General features: G+C 64.9%; 19 protein-coding genes. All 19 read right to left on the bottom strand.

From position 1 onward, the window contains the following. Window positions 1-36: 36 nt before the first annotated feature. Complete coding sequence (locus tag NKI58_RS15825; RefSeq protein ID WP_352853475.1) at window positions 37-804, bottom strand: phage tail protein; 768 nt, start codon at window positions 802-804, stop codon at window positions 37-39. A 12-nt stretch (window positions 805-816) separates the two neighbouring features. Then, window positions 817-1,539 (bottom strand): putative phage tail protein, encoded by a 723-nt coding sequence (locus tag NKI58_RS15830; RefSeq protein ID WP_352853476.1) that lies wholly within the window; start codon window positions 1,537-1,539, stop codon window positions 817-819. Beyond that, window positions 1,532-2,608 (bottom strand): baseplate J/gp47 family protein, encoded by a 1,077-nt coding sequence (locus NKI58_RS15835; RefSeq protein WP_352853478.1) that lies wholly within the window; start codon window positions 2,606-2,608, stop codon window positions 1,532-1,534. Before NKI58_RS15835 ends, NKI58_RS15830 begins: the two co-directional genes overlap by 8 nt. Continuing rightward, window positions 2,580-3,119, bottom strand: a complete 540-nt coding sequence (locus NKI58_RS15840; RefSeq protein ID WP_352853479.1) for a phage GP46 family protein — start codon at window positions 3,117-3,119, stop codon at window positions 2,580-2,582. The genes NKI58_RS15835 and NKI58_RS15840 overlap by 29 nt, the downstream gene beginning before the upstream one ends. After that, window positions 3,119-3,568, bottom strand: a complete 450-nt coding sequence (locus tag NKI58_RS15845) for a phage baseplate assembly protein domain-containing protein (protein ID WP_352853481.1) — start codon at window positions 3,566-3,568, stop codon at window positions 3,119-3,121. The genes NKI58_RS15840 and NKI58_RS15845 overlap by 1 nt, the downstream gene beginning before the upstream one ends. Then, the gene (locus tag NKI58_RS15850; RefSeq protein ID WP_352853482.1) at window positions 3,565-4,626 is read right to left on the bottom strand and encodes a phage baseplate assembly protein; all 1,062 of its coding nucleotides are present in this window, start codon (window positions 4,624-4,626) and stop codon (window positions 3,565-3,567) included. Before NKI58_RS15850 ends, NKI58_RS15845 begins: the two co-directional genes overlap by 4 nt. A gap of 48 nt (window positions 4,627-4,674) precedes the next feature. Further along, the gene (locus NKI58_RS15855; protein WP_352853483.1) at window positions 4,675-5,811 is read right to left on the bottom strand and encodes a DNA circularization N-terminal domain-containing protein; all 1,137 of its coding nucleotides are present in this window, start codon (window positions 5,809-5,811) and stop codon (window positions 4,675-4,677) included. Beyond that, complete coding sequence (locus NKI58_RS15860) at window positions 5,811-7,610, bottom strand: phage tail tape measure protein (protein ID WP_352853485.1); 1,800 nt, start codon at window positions 7,608-7,610, stop codon at window positions 5,811-5,813. Before NKI58_RS15860 ends, NKI58_RS15855 begins: the two co-directional genes overlap by 1 nt. A gap of 139 nt (window positions 7,611-7,749) precedes the next feature. Next, window positions 7,750-8,055: a hypothetical protein gene (locus NKI58_RS15865; RefSeq protein WP_352853487.1), complete on the bottom strand. Its 306-nt coding sequence runs from the start codon at window positions 8,053-8,055 to the stop codon at window positions 7,750-7,752. A gap of 2 nt (window positions 8,056-8,057) precedes the next feature. Then, window positions 8,058-8,423, bottom strand: a complete 366-nt coding sequence (locus tag NKI58_RS15870) for a phage tail tube protein (RefSeq protein WP_352853488.1) — start codon at window positions 8,421-8,423, stop codon at window positions 8,058-8,060. A 39-nt stretch (window positions 8,424-8,462) separates the two neighbouring features. Next, window positions 8,463-9,977, bottom strand: a complete 1,515-nt coding sequence (locus tag NKI58_RS15875; protein ID WP_352853489.1) for a phage tail sheath subtilisin-like domain-containing protein — start codon at window positions 9,975-9,977, stop codon at window positions 8,463-8,465. Further along, a complete protein-coding gene (locus tag NKI58_RS15880; protein ID WP_352853490.1) occupies window positions 9,977-10,204 on the bottom strand; it encodes a hypothetical protein in 228 nt (75 codons plus the stop codon). The genes NKI58_RS15875 and NKI58_RS15880 overlap by 1 nt, the downstream gene beginning before the upstream one ends. A 3-nt stretch (window positions 10,205-10,207) precedes the next feature. Next, window positions 10,208-10,957, bottom strand: coding sequence for a hypothetical protein (locus tag NKI58_RS15885; protein ID WP_352853492.1), 750 nt, complete (start codon window positions 10,955-10,957; stop codon window positions 10,208-10,210). Continuing rightward, window positions 10,954-11,373 carry a hypothetical protein gene (locus NKI58_RS15890; RefSeq protein ID WP_352853493.1) on the bottom strand — a complete coding sequence of 140 codons (420 nt, stop codon included), beginning with the start codon at window positions 11,371-11,373 and terminating at the stop codon, window positions 10,954-10,956. Before NKI58_RS15890 ends, NKI58_RS15885 begins: the two co-directional genes overlap by 4 nt. 6 nt (window positions 11,374-11,379) lie before the next feature. Beyond that, window positions 11,380-11,715, bottom strand: a complete 336-nt coding sequence (locus NKI58_RS15895) for a DUF2190 family protein (protein WP_352853494.1) — start codon at window positions 11,713-11,715, stop codon at window positions 11,380-11,382. 85 nt (window positions 11,716-11,800) lie between these two features. Beyond that, window positions 11,801-13,426, bottom strand: coding sequence for a phage major capsid protein (locus NKI58_RS15900; protein ID WP_352853496.1), 1,626 nt, complete (start codon window positions 13,424-13,426; stop codon window positions 11,801-11,803). A gap of 84 nt (window positions 13,427-13,510) precedes the next feature. After that, a complete protein-coding gene (locus tag NKI58_RS15905; protein ID WP_352853497.1) occupies window positions 13,511-14,134 on the bottom strand; it encodes an HK97 family phage prohead protease in 624 nt (207 codons plus the stop codon). Beyond that, a complete protein-coding gene (locus tag NKI58_RS15910) occupies window positions 14,127-15,623 on the bottom strand; it encodes a phage portal protein (RefSeq protein ID WP_352853499.1) in 1,497 nt (498 codons plus the stop codon). The genes NKI58_RS15905 and NKI58_RS15910 overlap by 8 nt, the downstream gene beginning before the upstream one ends. Window positions 15,624-15,628: 5 nt before the next feature. After that, on the bottom strand, window positions 15,629-15,823 hold the full coding sequence (locus NKI58_RS15915; RefSeq protein WP_352853501.1) for a phage head-tail joining protein: 195 nt from the start codon (window positions 15,821-15,823) through the stop codon (window positions 15,629-15,631).

The raw sequence follows: 15,823 nt of genomic DNA on the forward strand, positions 1-15,823 counted from the left end.
TCTGAGGCCGAAACGGCCGGTGCGCGTCGCGAGGCGTCAAGTTTTAATTACATACAGAACGGCCCGGTTGCGCGGACGCGTTTCTGCGTCGCCGGTCACGACGTTGACGATGTCGACATAAGGGTTGCCGCCGCCGCCCGGATCGAAATCGCCGGTGACGATGCGCTCGCCGAGCTTCGAGGCGCGGACAAAGCCGACCTGCGACGGATTGGTCGCCGGCGACGGATTGCCGGCCTGCTTGAGCGTGACGGGATCGCCGGTTAACGGATCGATGCGCTGAACGGTGTCGTTCTGCGGCCGCGCCGTCGCATAATCCTGCAAGCTCCCGAAGACACGGTCGGCGTCGATGCCACGTCCGTCGTCAAAGCCGCGCAGGAATTCGCCACGAAAGTCCGGCACGTTGAACGTGGTGACCGCATCACCGGCGCCCCAGCTGGTGCCGATCGCCGCGTACAGATCGGCATAGGTGGTCCGGCTGACCGCCTGGCCGTTGCATTTCAGCCAGCCGGTCGGCGCCGTCGCGGCGGCAAACATCGAGACCGAGCCGGGCGGCACCTCGATCGACGGCGTGCTGCCGGCGACGATGCCGGCGATCAGCGCCTGCAGCGCCTGCCAGAGCTGCGTCTTGTCCGCAGCATCGGGTGTAAGGCCGGCTTCGACGATCACCTTCAGGATCTCGTCCTGCGGATCGTTGAAGACATCGGCCGGAGGGATGGCGCCGGTAAGGCCGGCCGGCCGGTTCTCGTTCCAGTAAGGAATGCGCTCCTCGGATGGCGGCGCATTGCGCGGATTGACGAACTTCATGGCGGCCTCTTTTCAGACGGAAAAAACGATGGTGGTCCAGGCTGGCTTCAGCGCGTTGAACAGGCAGATAAGATCGTCAGGCAGGCCGAGCCGGCCGAGCGGCGTTTCGCCGGCGCGGCCATCGCCGGCCCGGAAATATTCGACGGATACGCCCGGGACGCTGACGATCCAGACATACTCGACGACATCGCCGCCCGCGATTGCCTCAGGGCCACCGCAAGTCGAGGCGCCGGCCCGGAACGGCGTCGGCTCCTCGATCGAGATGGCATAGCCGGCATCGGCGGCGAGCTTGATGAAATCGGCCGGCGTGATCGTGCCGCCGGAGCGGATTTTCAGCAGCAGCGAGCGCATGCGCGCGTCGATCGTCTGGTCCGGTCCCAGGCATGGATCGGGCAGCCCGTATTCGATTTCCCAGTCGTCGAGCGACGTGACCAGCGTCACCGCCGTCGATTCGAGCGCGACCCCGAACAGCGCCCGATAGGCATCGGCAAAGGCCGAGCCGGCCGCGCGCCAGAACCGCGACAGCACTGACAGCGGATCGAGTGCCTGGTTGTCGGGCGTGCCCCATGCCGCACCCTTCGGCAACAGCGCCGTCAGAAAACCTTCTGCGGCTTCATCCGAGGGATCGGACAGGACATCTCCCTGCGGCGGCGCACCGATGAACGGATCGTCCGGGGCGAAATGGAAGAAGGCAAGCTCGTCCTCGCCGGGATAGCGGGGCCAGCGGTCAGACATAGTTGACCGTGCCCAGCACCGGCATTTCGCCGCCGACATAGATGATGTCGCCGGACGGGTTGATCAGGAAGTGCCGGTCCTCGCCGACCGCAAGGCTGATCGCTTCCGAGATCCACGAGCGCGACAGGGTGAACGGCGCGGAAGCGACGCCCGGCCGGGCGCGCCTGACCAGCATGGCGGCGATCGAGGCGGCAATCGCCGCGCGCGTCTGCACCGTGTCGACGGCAAGATTGGCGATGGTGATGTCGAGCGGCGACGGGATTGGCGCCGAAACCGACAGGCCGGCACGGATCAGTCGCCGCGCTTCCAGCGCATCCTGGACCAGAGCGATATCGCCCGCTTCGGGGATACCGTTGACGCGGCCTTCGAACAGGAACCAGACGCCGACCGTGCCGGGCGCGTCGGCGAACGGAAAGGCCCAAGCCTGAGTGACGCCGGGCACGGCACGGGCAAACTGCTCGTAGTCCGAATAGGCGCCGCCCTGCGGCGGCCTGCGCTTGCGGTCGAGGATACGCGCGCGCAGCGACGCGTCGGTCTCGGTATCGGCGCCGCCGCCGATTCCGCCGCTGGCCACAGTCGCCTCCAGTTCCAGGTTCGGGAACTGCGTCGGGTCGGCGCGCTGCATCGTCTCGCCGGCGGCGATGTTGGTAGCGACGCCATAATCGTCGGACAGGACGGTCAGCGCGAGCTGCCCGGCCAGGTCGGAGCGCGCATCGGAAACCGAGCGATAGAGCCGGTTGCCGGCGATGAAGGCGATGCCGGCCGGATAGATGGTGTCGGCATAGCCATTGAGCGTCACCACGCCTTCGGCACGCGCCATCGGCCGGCGATAGATGCCGAGTTCGGCACCGTGCCGTTCCAGATGCTGGACGCTGGCCGTGGTCGCGAAAATCTGATCGTAAAGCCAGGCGGCGCGTAGATGCATGTCGTGCATGCCTGCGGCGACGGTCTTGACGATTGCGGTCAAATTGTTCGGCCAGACCAGCGCATCCGTCCCCGGCAAATAGCGCCGCAAGGTGCCGCGCAGCCGGGTCGAAATCTCAGTTGGCGAGAGGACGGTCCAGGCCACGCAATTGCTCCCACAGGACGCCGAAGCGGCGATCGAAGACGACCGCGCCATCGCGGTCCTTCAAGGTAATTTTCAGATCGATACGCCGCTGCGCCGGGTCGGCCGTACCGGTCACCTCGGCGGAGGAGACGGCGCCTTGGTCGATCAGCGTCTGCAGGGCGGCACGGGCATAATCTTCGGCGCGCAACGCGGTAGCGTCGTTTGCCGTCGAGCGGCGCAGCAGCCAGAGTTTCGAGCCCATCACCGTCTCGCCGAGATCGGTGCGCAGGTCGAAACTGTCGCCCGGCCAGCCGCGGTTCTGCTCTTCGGGCGGCAGCTCGTCAGGCTCGACGCGCGCATCGGTCATCAGGCAAAGCAGCACGGCGGTGGCAAGTTCCGCCTTGGCGCGCAGGCCGCCGGCATTGGCCTTGTCGTCGCCTTCTATGGCCCAGTCGCCCGACGTGCCGTCCCATAGTGTATCGGGCGACAAAAGCGGTTCGCCGTCGCCGGTGAGTGGAACGATCCTGATCATCAGTGCGTGTGGTGCGGTGTGTTGCCGCCGGCGTCGATGATCGAGCCGGTGGCGGTGATGTTGCCGTCGACGTTAAGGTCGCCCTTTACATTCCAGGTGCCGCCGGTCAGCGTGATGGTTCGCGAGCCGAAATCCATGGTCACGCCTCCAGCGAACAATTTGATGATGTTTCCCGACGCGTCGTAAAGCGCCGCGGCGCCGTCTGGCAGGTCGGGTCGGTGCTGCGCATGCTCGATGCCCATCAGCATCGCCTGTGTGCGGCGGCCAGGCATGACCATGGCAACGCCGATCGCGCCCTTGGGCGGACGACTGGCGGCGCCATGCGGCTGGACGTAGAGCAGATCCTTGAACGTCTCACCGGCAAGTCCGCGACCGGAGATCAGCAGCTGGCCGTCGTCGAAACGTGAAGAGTCGATCTCGAAACGCGTCAGGTGCGCAGAGGATTTCATTGCGCCGAATACTCCGCCTTTGGCTCCGGCGCGGACCAGCCCTTGCCCGATTTCGACCCGGACGAAGAGCCGCCGAGCGCGCGCGGATCGGTCAGCGTCAGGATCGCCCGCGTGCCGTCACCATCGGCTTGCGTGTCCTGCGTCAGTTCCACCGACTTGATGACCATCATCTGGTCGAGATAGACGCGAGGATGGCGCACATAGACCAGAAAGTTCGGCGTCCAGATTCTGCCGCCAGCATCGCGCCAGCCGGAAACGGTGATGGTTGCGTTGACCGCGAGACCAGCCGCCGCGCGGGCCTCCCATTCGACCGCGTTCTTCATATGCTTAGTCGTCGCCTCGCCATCGAGAACAACGATTTTGGGGCGGCTGCGGCCGACCGATGGATCGGACGCCTTGGCCTCCGGCCGCAGCGCCTGCGGTGTCGTGCCGCGCGATTGCTGGCCGCGAACGATGACCGGGTTGAACCTGCCCTCGCCCGAAAATTCCGCTGCGGCGGAGATGATGTTGACGCCAGCCGCCAGGCCGCCGCTGTGCGATCCCTCCGGCTTCTGGACGATGCGTAATCTGCCTTCCGGCGTGTCGTGGATGATCGCCGCCTCGGCGCGCGCCAGCGGCTCCAGTGTCGAATAAAGCGATTCGCCAGGCTCGATCTGATGCTTGGCGACGGTTTCGAATGATCCCTTCGCCTCGATGCCGACGCCGCAATTGTCGAAGGCCTCGCCGATGCCCTTTATGTTCCTGTTCTCGACCAGGCCGGTCTTATGCAGGATCGAGGTCTCGACCGCATCAACCGTCCGCGAAACCAGCGAGATGGTCGCGCGCCAGTCGTCCGATCCCTGGTCGGGCCGGAGGTCGCGGACATAGCCAGTCAACAGCAGCGTGCCGTTCGCCGTCAGGCTGGCTTTGTCATCAGGCCAAGGCGGTGAGGCACCTGGCGGTATGTGCCCGGTGACCACGGCGCTGCGCACAGCCTCTTCGGCCGAGATCGAGATCGAGACATCCTGCCACGGCAGGAACAGCCCGCCTGCCTGGATGGCAATGGTCTCAATCGGCAAGGCACGATCCTCTCAGGCCGCCCTGTGAGGGCAGCGTGTACACGTAGGCTAAGGGGCGATGGCCTCGAAGCTGATCGGCATGGCAGCAGGCGTGGCGACGCTGTTGCGCTGGACCAGCTCGCCGGCGCGGCCAGCATCGCCATAAAGCGCGAAGGCCAGCGCCGTCGCCGGCAACGATATTTCGGTCTGAACGCTGACCAGCGGCGCCCGATTGGCGGCAACGGCACTGAGGTCGGATGCCGCGGTCGCCGCGATATCCGACAGCCATTCGCTGACTGCCACGTCGAGACCTGTGGACAGCGCCTCGAGGACGGGATCGACGACCGGCGCAATGCGGTCACGGGCACGGCGCGCATCTTGGCGCGAAATATAATCGCCGGCAGCAAGCGCCTGGCAAAAGCCGGCGGCGAAGGCGGCGGCCGACACCATGGCGAAGACATCGGTGCCGGAAGGTGCCGCCGCAACCGCAAAAGCTTCAGTGGCTTCGGTCGGGCTCGCCGCATCGGCGATGGCGCCGACCGTGGAGACGATCGCCGCAGCGATCGGCCCGGCCTGGGTGACCGGCTCTGACAACAGGCGCGTGATCGTCGCAATCTGATCGGCAATGATGGGTCGTGTTTCGGCCGGCATCTCCGCCGCATCGGCGACCGAGGCCATCGCCACCGCGGCGGATGCGGCAGCGAGTGCCGAGGGTGCCGCCTGACCGGGGGCGACATCGCGCATGCGGAAAGCGGCGGCAGACGCGATCATGTCGACGCCGGCAGCGATCTTGCCGGCAATCGCAAAGGCGCCGGGCACCGCGGCGAAAGGCAACGACGGCAGCCCGGCCGCAACGAACTCGACCTCGAAACCGACATACCCGGCTCGCGCCCGTTCGCGCGACTGCGACCAGCGCGGCACCCGCACCAGAACCGGACCGCCCATCGGCAGGATAAGCGTCGCGGTGCCCGGTGCGTTGAGCGCGGCGGTGAAGTTGCGGGCGGCAGCATCGGCAACGTCGCCGGCGACATAGGCCGACAGGCTGAAGCGCCTGACATCGCCGCCCATGTCTTCGGTGACATGCAGATCGGAATAGGCGATCGGCGAGATGGCGACACGCCGGCCGCCTTCGGCTTCCTCGGCCTCGACGAAGAACGGCACGCCACGGAATGATGCGGGCCGAAAGGCTTTCAGCCAGTCGCGCATCAGCGTGGTCCCATCAGATGGCCGGCATTGGACTTGCCGGTGTCGGCGCGCACCGCCTTAAGTGAGCCGATCGGCCGCGATAGATCGGCGGCAGCACTGCGGGCAGCACCGGCAAGCGCATTGGCACCGGCGACGATTGCCGCTTCCAACTTGCCCGCGACCGACGCCAGAGTGTCGGCACCCGACTTGATACTGTCGCCGGCCTGCTTGCCGCCATCGGCCACGGACGATGCCGTCTCGACGCCGGCTCCCTTCAGGTCGGCGGCTGCGGCGTCCGTGGCTCGTTCCATGGCGCTGAAATCGATTTCGTTGCCGAAGTAGCCGTCCGGCTTCTCGATCCGAACGCTGTTGCGCACCGCGGCTGCGTGCCCGCGACCGTAGAGCCGGTATTGCTCGGCCACGCTCGGCGCGACGGGACGCGGTGTCGGGATCGGCGTGCGGCCCGGCTGGTCCTGCCTGTGTGAAGGAAGTTCTGGATTGACATCGGGCGTACCTTTTGCGGCGAGCCGCCCCTCCGGCGACCGCCAGCCGCCCTTGAATGCGGTCAGCCCCTGGTCCTGATTGTCGAAGCCATTGCGCAGCCACCACATGCGCTTCTCCCACCAGCCCATGCCCTGCTTGTCGAGCTCGGCATTGATGAACTGTGCCTTGTCCATGTTGGAGCTGACGAAGTCCATGGCGCCCGTGGCGGCGGGTGCAATACCCGACCCGATCGCGCGCACCATGCGCTCCCACGACGCGCCCATTCGGTCGATCTTCGACTGGTTGTCATCGAGGACGCGGCCGAGGTCGCGCATCGTCGCGCCGTCGACATTTTCGAGCGCCTTCTGGAAACCCTCCATGGCGTCGCGGCCCTGCAAAAGGGCGCGCATGCCCTGCTGGAACTGCGCATCGGTGAACAGTTGCGGGATCTTCGACAGATCGCCTTTGAGCGCCCGTTCGGTGAGTTCGATGAACACATCGATAAGGTCGCGGCCTTCCTTCCGTGCCTTGGCCATTTCCTTGCGCAGATCGACGCCGAACTTCTTAAAGCTCTTCGCCGTCTCGTTCGATTCCATCTTCTGCAAGACGTTCTGCAAATTGGTCGCGGCCGAGCTCGCATCACCGGTTTGCAGGCGCACTGTCTGCAGCATGGAGGCGAGCTTGCCCAAGCCCTTCTCACCCTCGTATCCGAGCGAGGCCATGGCCGGCGCCAGCGACGGCAGGTATTGGGCCATGTCCTTCAGCTCGAACTTGCCCTGCTTGCCCGACGTCACAAGGATGTCGAAGGCGCGCTGCATGTTGTTGCCGGCGAAATGGAAAGAATTGCCGATAGCGTCAGCCGTGGTGGCGATATCGGCAATCTCGGCGCCGGCAGCTTGCGCGGTGGCGGCGACGGAGGGCAGGAACGAAAGCGCATCGTCCAGACTGCGGCCAGAAGCGACAAGCGATTCGAGACCGTCCGTGATGCTGTCCTGCGTCATCGAATAGTCGAGCGCAGCACGATCGACGGTGCGGAACATCTCGCCAAGCTTGTCCTTGCCGGCATCCGCATTGATGGCGATGCGGTTCAGCCGCCGTTCGGCGCCGGCAAAGTTTGTCACCATTTGCCCGGCCCCGCGCACCAGACCATAGGCGACGAGGCCGCGAATGGCGTTTGCCGCCAGCATGCTGTTGCGCGCCATCAGCCCTTGCGTGCGGTTGAACGCCAGAGCCTTCTGGTTGACCTGGTTGAGCTTGCTGGACAATTGGCCGAAGGCACCCATCGGGCCGAGCTTCGCCGACAGGCGCAATATGGCCTCGATCGTGCGGTTGCTCATGTCTTCGGCCTACGCTTCAGGAATTCAATGCCGCGCCTGTGCAGCATGGCGATGTCGGAAAACGCCATCGGCAGCACCGTGCCGGGCTGCCAGTTGAAGAAGAACATCAGGTCATCGGCCTGGATGCCGATGACGTCGCCTACTCGGTGACCGCCGGCGCGGTACGCATAAAAAAACCGATCACCGCATCGCGCACCAGCCTGGCATCGGCCAGCTCAAGCACGCCAAGCTTCTCGATCCCCGGCGCCACGACACAGCGGCGAACATAGGCAGCGACGGTGTCGACGTTCTCGATGACGACATTGTTGCCGCCGGCGCGCTGGATTTCGTAGGGCTCGCCTAGCGCCAGCAGATCCTCGAAGCGCGGCTCGCGCACGGTCACCTTGTCGAAGGCTTCGCCGTGCGCCTCATAGCGCTTCGATAGCGGAACGACCGTTTCCGCCATCGTCAGATCTTCCGGTAGACGCGGGCGAGCAGCGCCACGCCGGTGACTTCGCCGCTCGCCCGGTTGACTGTCGGCGTGCCGGTGAAGCCTGCTTCGGTCCACAGATGCTGGACGCCGGTGAAGCTTTCGTTGAGCGTCACGTTGAAGCCCGAGGCGCGCATCAGCCGATTCCAGTCGTCTGTGGGCAAATCCTCGAAGGTGAGATTGGCCTTAAAGCCGGTCGGCTCGACCGTGCGATAGGGCGAGCCGTCCTGGTTGGCATTGCCTTCGATGTTGACGTTTGACGGCATGATCTCGGCGGCACCGCGCACCACGATCCGCTCGCCGGTCGAAAGACCGAACGTCATTTCTCCGCCGAAATTCTGCATCGGTTTTTCCTCTCAGTTGAATGGATGGTCAGGCGGCGATCAGACGGCGCGATACTGGCTGTAAAGCATCGCGTTGGCGGCGATCACGTCGAGCGGGTTGACGCGGTCGAGCGGCGCCATGATGTCGACGCGGTTGGCGCTCTGGCTGTTGCGCTGGACGATCAGCCGGTCGGCAAAGCCGCGGGCGTTTTCCAGCACGCCGCGGTTTTCCAGCGTGTCGGCGGCGTGCACAAGTGTCGCCTTGATCGACTTCGGCGTCGAGATCGCGCCGAGGCCGCCGGGGTTTTCGTCGGCAAGCGACTTCTGCCCGTGCTCGTAAGAAAGCTGCGCGCGGAAATAGCGCAGGATGGCCACGAGCTGGCCCATTGCCTGGATGTCGCGGAAGGTTTCGTCCGGCTGCGAATTGGCGTCCTTCTGGTAGGTGGTGACAATCTTGTCGATCGCCACGCCGCCATCGGTATTGACGATAACGCTGGAAATGCCGGAGCGCAGCATGGTGTTGCGGCCGGCATAGGTCGGCACCAGCGAGCGGTCACGCGGCGGCCGCTCGCCCTGGACGACCAGGCCCTTCTGGTTGCGCGAGACATTGCCCGTGGCATCGTCGGACAGCCATGGCACTATGCGCGCCGTGCGGGCAGCGGCGGCCAGCCATGCGGGCGTCGGGTTGCCGGCGGCCGCAGGCAGGCGCGGATGAATGGTCAGGTGGCGGTCGTTCAGCGCCAGGCCGATCGTGGTCAGCGCCGACAGCGTGCCGGCCGCGGTGGTGAAGACATGCCCGTAAACCTGGCGGTTATAAGCCCAGCGGCCGGAGACATCGTTCATCGCCGTCGTGTAGCGGGTGATGTTGGTCGCATCCGAGAAGGGCGAGACGATCCAATCGAAGGGATCGTCGCCAAGCGCCGCCAAAGCTGCCGACAGGTCAGGGCTGCCGGTCGGAACCACCGTGTTGGTGACGGTGACGGCAGCCCCGGCGAAGGCGTTGCCTGCGACAACGGTCGGCACATAAAAATCATAGTCGACGTAGATCAGGCCTAGATGGCGGGCGGTAACGGTCACCGTGTCGGTGGCGACGGTGGCGGTGACCGACAGCGCCGCGCCGGTCAGCACGTTGAAATAGGCGTTGATGGCGGCAGCAAGGGCGGCGGCCACGGTATTGACGCTGTCGCCCGCCGCGATCTGCACCTGCACCGGCTCGCCGCCGATCTCGATGGTGGCGACGCCGCCACCGGCCGGAACCGAATTGACCTTGATCGTGTCGACGCGCGCCGTGCCGGTCGCAGGCGCGGCCATGATCCAGGTCTCCTGCGTCGGCGCGTTGAGAAAGGCGACGCGCGCCATTTCAGCCAGCATCGAACCGGCGCCGGCAAGCGCGACCGCCTCCTGCGCCGAGCCGACCGGCGTCGGCACATTGTCGGCAATCGCTGCACCGGTGTTCTTGTGGCCGATCAGAAGCAGGCGCGAGGCCGACTGATAGGAACCGCCGGAAGTGACCTCGAAGGCAAACAGCGGCGCGACGAGGCCGGCGCCGGGGATGTTGTTGAACAGGATGCCCATCAGTTTTTCTCCTTGCGCTTGCCTGCGGACCCATGAGCCGGAACTGGCTGGGCGGCAGGCGCTTCGATTGGGTCGACAACCAGCGAACCGTCGTTCACGAGATGCATCCAGACTGGATCTTCCATGTCGATCGTCTGGCCTTCGGCGGGAAAGTCCGTGTTCTGGCGGAAAGGATGCGGCATACGGTGCGAAGCATCCGCCAGCCTGGCATGAACGAGATTGGCCATGATCTAGTCCTCGATATCTGCGAACGGCGGTGCTACGGCGGCAGTGGTTCCCATCTCGCCGGAAACACCGTTTCGCTTCACCTCAAAAGCAATCGTCTGAATTGCCGGATAGGTCGGCGATGCTGCAAAGCGGCTGCTGAGGTCGGCGAGGATGCCAGCCGCGTATGATCCTGCCGGGAGAAGCGCGGCCAAAGTCGCGCTCGGCTCCGGCAGCTGCCCGCCGACAGTGAAGTCGTCGCCGGGGATCTGGCAATCGAACAGCATGGTTGTGCGCTGCCAGCGCAAATTGAGTTGCGGGATCGCATGCGGCTCGAAGTCGATGCCGTCGATGGCGATGACTGCCTTGCGAAACAGCGCGCCGGCAGGCGACGCGGTCAGCGTCTGGACGATCTGGCCGCAGAGCGCAGCAAGCGTCAGCCTGGCTGTGACATCGTCCTCCGCCAGCGCATCAGTGAAGTCGCCGGACTCATCGCTGGCCCCAATCGCCAGTTCGGCAACGATTTCCAGTGCAGTGCGGGCGAAGCGCTCGACACTGCCCTGCCCCAAGCCGCGCCGCGGCGATTCCGCCTTTCGTGTGTAGATCGACACTGCCGGCGTGAACCGTTCGATCGAAAGCTCACCCACCGAAATGCGCCGGCTGTCGAAAAAATTGCCGCCAGCCAATGTCGGAAAACCTCTGCCCGCCAGAATGGCGGCAGTCGGCGCCAGGCACTCGATCGCGACAAGCCGCGCCATTTCGGCCGAGATGGTCATGTCGGTGCCTTGATCGTGGCAAGCGTCAGCGTGAAGTGGCCGAGGCCATCGGGGTCGATTGATGTGATCTCGAAATGCGCCAGGCTGCCGTCGTCCTGACGCAGGATATCGCCCTCGATCGGCAATTGACCCTCCGGCCCCTTGCCGACAGAAGCGGTATGCCGGCCCGCCCGCATGACGCCGCCTGCATTACCTGATCCGCCACGGGGAAAGGCCGAGAGCATATCGCGATCAACGCCCTCGGCCTCACGATAGAACAGCGCCGAGACAGACCACGCCGCGCGAACCGACGAGGCTTGCCGCTTGCCGTTCGGACCGGTCGGGCGATCCATGGGGAGGATGGTGACAGCCTCTCCATGGACGCGCTCGACGGTCGTGCGGGCAAGCCCTGCCAGGGACGCGAAGAACGAAGACACGCCAGATTAGACTGCCGGAGCGCCAAGACGGATGCGGCCGGTGGTGTCACCGGAAGCGGCGGCCGCCACCGCGACGGCAAACAGCGTGTTGCTGGTCGTGGTCTTGGTGCCTTTCTTGGCGGTGGCGTCCCAATAGATCTTGTCGCCGACCGCCCATGCGGCACCGGTCGCCTTGTCGATGTCATAGACGCCGACCAGATGCAGTTCGTATTCCGCCGCCTCAAGCGCGGTCGTTCCGGGAATGCCGGCCAGCGACCCGACGATTACCGGAATACCGGAGACGACGCCGCCGACCGGCGCGACTGCCGAGATAGAATTGCCCGGCTGGATGAAGTTTTTCATCGCTTCTTTCCTTGTGAAATGGGCGGCTCCCAGAAGAAGGGAAACGCCGCCCTAAAGGTTTCAGGACAGGGTTTCAGCCGGGCGATCAGGCGCCCGGATTCTTGTAGCCGAAGCGGTAGTCGGTGGCGCCGACGCCGAAATCGTGCTCGACCGACATGGCGAAGCCCTGCTTTCCGAAGGGCTCGTCCATGCGCACGCGCGGCGCTTCGTAGCCTTCGAGATAGCCCCAGCGGTAGTTCGAGCCGGTCGAGGGATCGGCGAAGGTGTACCAGGCGTTGCCGGTGACCTGCGCGGTGTCGACGGGCTCCAGCTTGCCGGAGAAGATGTTGACGTTGGCGACGGTTGCCGGCGTGATCGATGCCAGCAGCATTTCCGCTTCAGTCAGCTTGTCCGGGCCGACCAGCAGGATGCGGGCGCGGTTTTCGAGCAACTGATTGCCGCCGAGGCTCTTCTGCTTCGACATGGCCGCACGCGCCTTGCCGACATTGGTCACATCGATCACCGTGCCGGCGGCGGCGAGATTGCCGTGGCTGGCATGGAACACCGGATTGCCGTCCGCCAGATTGGCGTTGAAGGCGGTGCTGTAGAACATGACCTCTTCGAACAGGGCGACGCTGGCGCCATAGCTCGACAGCAGATCGGCAATGGCGCCGATGTCGTCGTTGATCAGCATCTGACGGCTGACGGAGATGGCAATCGCGTAGCTGAAGGCCTGGACGGTTTCCTTGCCTTCATTGAAGGTGCCGTATTTGATCTCGCCAGTTTCCAGCACCTTCTGCAGCATCGGGAAATCGCCGAGCTTGACGGTGGTGTGCGGGCGGAAATCGCGGAAGTTCTGCTTGCGGGCGATGCGGCGGAAAGTCGGCTGCGCCAGCGCATAGCGGCCTTCCAGCGTGTGGTTGACGGCATTTTCGAAGATGATCGGAAAGTCCGAAGTCGAATGCATGCCGGCGCGCGTCAGGATGTCGTCGATCTGACGGGCATTCATGACCAGGCCGCCGCGATAGTCGATGCATTGCGCGGCAAGGTCGATCAGCCCACGGCCCATGAAGCCACGGGCAGCGGCCGAAGGACCGGCTTGCGGGATCGGTGCGCCGAGACCATAGGACAGGGCTTCGGTCATGGCGTTGCGGCGCGTCTCGCGTTCATCCTGGGTGATGCGCGCCGGATCGGTGCGGTTCTGGCTGGAACGGGCTGCAAGCCGATCGAACATCTGGGCACGGAAGGTCGCCGGCTCGACATTGGTGCGGATCGCGGTCTGCTCGTCTTCGGTCGAAACCTCGGCGCCGGCGGCACGGGCCGCGGCGGCGATGCCGACGATGTCGGCGGCACGGGTCGCCGTGTCGGGAGCCGGAGGCGCATTGCGGCGCGTTTCCTCTTCCTCGGCGGTCCGGATCTGCGCGCGGACCTGATCGATCTCGGCGAGAAGCCCGGCATGTTCCGTCTGGATCGTGCGAGCGGCTTCGGGAGAGGTGTCGTCCTTGATCTCGCCGATCTTCTTTTCGGCTTTGGTGGTCAGGTCGGCCAGCTTGCTGCGCAATCCGGCAAGCGCAACCGACGCATGCAGAACGTGATCGGAAAAATTGAAATGCTCATGCGAGATCGGCATCGAAAGATGAGGCAGAGCATGGGCCGCCTCTGCTCCCAGACCAAGAATGAGGCCGGCGCACAGGATCATGGCGACGGCCGCGGAGAATGAAGCCTTTTTCATGGCTTGTTCCTTTGCGTTTCCGGGGCGGTACGCCGTCGCCCTGCGTCCCCGGTGGAGCGCAGGCGGCCTGTGAAAATGATCTGGTTAGCGGCCGAGCCCGGCCATGCGCTGCTGCATGGCAAGGCGGATGCGGCGAACGTCGTTGTCGTCGGCAAGCGCGCGCTCGACCTTGCAATCGAACATGTCCGATTTGGCGCTGCGAACCTGCGCGCCCGGATCGGCCGGGATCGGCACGGCCGAGATTTCCCACGGCTCCCAATCGATGACGCGGTGCAGCGGGATCTTGCCGTCGCGCTCTTTCCGCTCGACCGAGTGGATGCGGTAGCCGACCGAGATGTTGGAAACGGTGCCTTCCTTTATCTTGGCGACGCGATCAACGGCATCCGGAGCGGCGGACAGCTTGACGCGGGCAAGACCCTGCCCGCCTTCGATCCGCGCCGTGCCGCGCACCACAGACCCGATGACGCTGTCGAGGCTCCACTGGCCGTGCGTATCGAGAAATGGCGCGCCGCTGTTGAGCCGGTCGAGCCGGACCGCGTTGGCGCTGACGATCAGCTCTTCGTCGAACTCGCCCTCCAACCAGGACACGCGGCGCACGGTCGCGCCGGTGGTCCAGATGACCTCGATCGTATGGGCGGCATCGTCGAACGAACCGGCGCGAACTTCGGCGTCGCGCAGCATCTGCGGCAGGCGAATGATCTCAGCCATCCTGATTTCCTTTGGTCTGATCGCCCGGTGCCGGAGCGGCGAGGCCGTTGGCGGGCTTGCGCGGATCGATGTCGAGCGGCACGCCGGCGTCGTCTATCGCCTTCAGGAAAAGGGCATAGTCGGCAACCACAGCGCGCCAGTCGCGGCCCCATGCCGAGATGAATTCCTGCGGCGACAGGCGGCCGGAGCGGACGGCGAGGATGTCCGCCTCAAGGTCCTTCTTGGGATCGATCGGCTCGTTGGCCGGCGTGATCCACTTGACCGGATAGCCTTCCCTGCGGTCGGGCAGGATGCCGGAAAGAACCGCCCTCGCCACAAAACGGTTCAAGACCGGAATACACAAGCGGGGAATGACAATGTGCCACTGGATCTGCTCGACCAGGCGGCGGAATTCGATCCGTCCGGCACGCATCGACGAATAGTTGGCCTGCCGCAGATCACCGGTCAGCTGGTCATAGGTCATGCCGATGCCGGCAGCCATCGCCTGCATGCCGGCGATGTAGACCTCGGCAAAGGATGACTGCGATGATGGCTGGGCGAAGACGATGTCGGAATCACCGATGTCGAAAATCATGCCCGGCTCGATCCGGGTCACCTTGTCGCCATTCTCATCCGTCTTAGCAGCAAAGGGCGATGCACCGGTGGCGGCATTCTTGCGGAAGGCGGCAAAACAGGCCTCGACGCGCGCCTTGACGATCGCCGCGTCTGTGAGGTCCTGGATTTCCTTGGCCGTCAGCAGGATCGGCGCGAACCACGAAGCGCCCCTGACCTGGCCCCAGCGCAGCGGCCGATAGAGATGCGACAGGTCATTCCAGGCGACCAGGTTAGACGAATAGGATGTGCCCTTAAGCGTCATCTCGCCGGGATGATCTTCGTGCAGGTAGAGCCCAAGACGGCGACCATTGGCGCCTAGCTTCACGCCAAGGCGGACATTCTGATCGGCAAGCTGCGCGTCCCGCGAGGTGTCGATCTGGTCGCCTTCCAGGCCCTGCAGCCTGAACGGGACGGTCCGGCCGGCCTCATTCATGGTGATGTCGTGATAGCGAAGGACGGTGTCACCACCCTCGATCATCGAACGAACGCCAAGCGACTGCTGGCCACCGAAATCAAGCACGCCCTCAATGTCGGCTGCGGCGCTCCACTCTTCCCACGCAAGCGAGAATTTCTTGTTCGCCCGATCGCTTCCCGTTTCGACGGCGGGCACGATGCCGGTGCCGACGACATGCGAGACCATCACGTCGAGGATGCGCTGGCCGGCCCAGCTGTCGCGGACATATTCGCGGGACCGGTTGCGAAGATTGTTGAGCGAAGCGCCGATCTCGGCATTGGACGAAGTCGACCGGGCACGCCAGCCCTTGTTGCGGCGACCCTGGCCGGCGGCGGCATAGGCGCGAGTCTCGGCAAGCGAGCGAATGGCGTCGCGCGCCAGAATGCGGCGCACACCACGCTCCGGCGCGACGAAGGCGATCAGGGCGTCGATCGGATTCAAAGGGATTACGCCCCGCTCTGGTATTCTGTGAGAACGACGCCCGGCGCATTGCCGGCCAGTTCGTCCTTGATGATCTGGCGAACCTTCAGCATGTCACTGAGGCTCTGGTACTCGACTTCATGCGTCTGGTAGCGCACGCGGCGCGCGCCGGTGGCGATGGCCTTTTCGATCGCATCGAGATCGATTTGCGTCCAAGCCAT

It is taken from the genome of Mesorhizobium sp. M0522 (genome assembly GCF_040321085.1).
Lineage (GTDB): Bacteria > Pseudomonadota > Alphaproteobacteria > Rhizobiales > Rhizobiaceae > Mesorhizobium.

Coding starts and splice junctions, on each gene's coding strand:
- NKI58_RS15915 (WP_352853501.1), bottom strand. CDS start 15,823: ATGGCTTGGACGCAAATCGATCTCGATGCGATCGAAAAGGCCATCGCC.
- NKI58_RS15880 (WP_352853490.1), bottom strand. CDS start 10,204: ATGGCCAATCTCGTTCATGCCAGGCTGGCGGATGCTTCGCACCGTATG.
- NKI58_RS15860 (WP_352853485.1), bottom strand. CDS start 7,610: ATGAGCAACCGCACGATCGAGGCCATATTGCGCCTGTCGGCGAAGCTC.
- NKI58_RS15845 (WP_352853481.1), bottom strand. CDS start 3,568: ATGAAATCCTCTGCGCACCTGACGCGTTTCGAGATCGACTCTTCACGT.
- NKI58_RS15855 (WP_352853483.1), bottom strand. CDS start 5,811: ATGCGCGACTGGCTGAAAGCCTTTCGGCCCGCATCATTCCGTGGCGTG.
- NKI58_RS15900 (WP_352853496.1), bottom strand. CDS start 13,426: ATGAAAAAGGCTTCATTCTCCGCGGCCGTCGCCATGATCCTGTGCGCC.
- NKI58_RS15885 (WP_352853492.1), bottom strand. CDS start 10,957: ATGACCATCTCGGCCGAAATGGCGCGGCTTGTCGCGATCGAGTGCCTG.
- NKI58_RS15895 (WP_352853494.1), bottom strand. CDS start 11,715: ATGAAAAACTTCATCCAGCCGGGCAATTCTATCTCGGCAGTCGCGCCG.
- NKI58_RS15875 (WP_352853489.1), bottom strand. CDS start 9,977: ATGGGCATCCTGTTCAACAACATCCCCGGCGCCGGCCTCGTCGCGCCG.
- NKI58_RS15825 (WP_352853475.1), bottom strand. CDS start 804: ATGAAGTTCGTCAATCCGCGCAATGCGCCGCCATCCGAGGAGCGCATT.
- NKI58_RS15870 (WP_352853488.1), bottom strand. CDS start 8,423: ATGCAGAATTTCGGCGGAGAAATGACGTTCGGTCTTTCGACCGGCGAG.
- NKI58_RS15865 (WP_352853487.1), bottom strand. CDS start 8,055: ATGGCGGAAACGGTCGTTCCGCTATCGAAGCGCTATGAGGCGCACGGC.
- NKI58_RS15830 (WP_352853476.1), bottom strand. CDS start 1,539: ATGTCTGACCGCTGGCCCCGCTATCCCGGCGAGGACGAGCTTGCCTTC.
- NKI58_RS15840 (WP_352853479.1), bottom strand. CDS start 3,119: ATGATCAGGATCGTTCCACTCACCGGCGACGGCGAACCGCTTTTGTCG.
- NKI58_RS15905 (WP_352853497.1), bottom strand. CDS start 14,134: ATGGCTGAGATCATTCGCCTGCCGCAGATGCTGCGCGACGCCGAAGTT.